1 pseudogene is annotated in these 367 nt (G+C 66.5%); it reads right to left on the bottom strand.

The features are described 5' to 3' along the window. Positions 1-259, bottom strand: a pseudogene (locus tag AN233_RS16980) (cell division control protein Cdc6); the annotation flags it as partial. Positions 260-367: the final 108 nt, after the last annotated feature.

The following is a 367-nucleotide window of genomic DNA, read 5'->3' as shown; positions in this document are numbered from 1 at the left end:
GAGTCTCGCCGCGCAGCGCGGACACGAGGATCGTCGCCATCTGGTTGATCTGGTCGTTCCGGTGGGGGAGCTCGTGGGGTGTGTACGACGGGCGGAGGACCTCCTTGTTCTCGAAGATCGGCTCGCCGGAGAGCAGGTCGTCGAACAGCCCTCGACTGTCTTCGTCTTCGTCGGGTTCCTCGTCGAGGACATCGCCGACCAGGTCCACGTCCGGAGACGACCGGTCGCGACCGGAGGTCGACCCGACTTCGAGGTCGATGTCGGTCGCTTCCCAGTCGGCCCCCTCAGCGCCGTCCGCGTGCGCCGAGGACGGTGTCTCGCCGTTCACTGAAGACGGTCTGATCGATGACTCGGACCCCTCCTCGGT

Origin of the sequence: Haloparvum sedimenti (assembly GCF_001462205.1) — an archaeon.
Taxonomy (GTDB): Archaea; Halobacteriota; Halobacteria; order Halobacteriales; family Haloferacaceae; genus Haloparvum; species Haloparvum sedimenti.
Note: the sequence above shows the minus strand (reverse complement) of the source record. Positions and strands in the feature narration are given on the sequence as shown.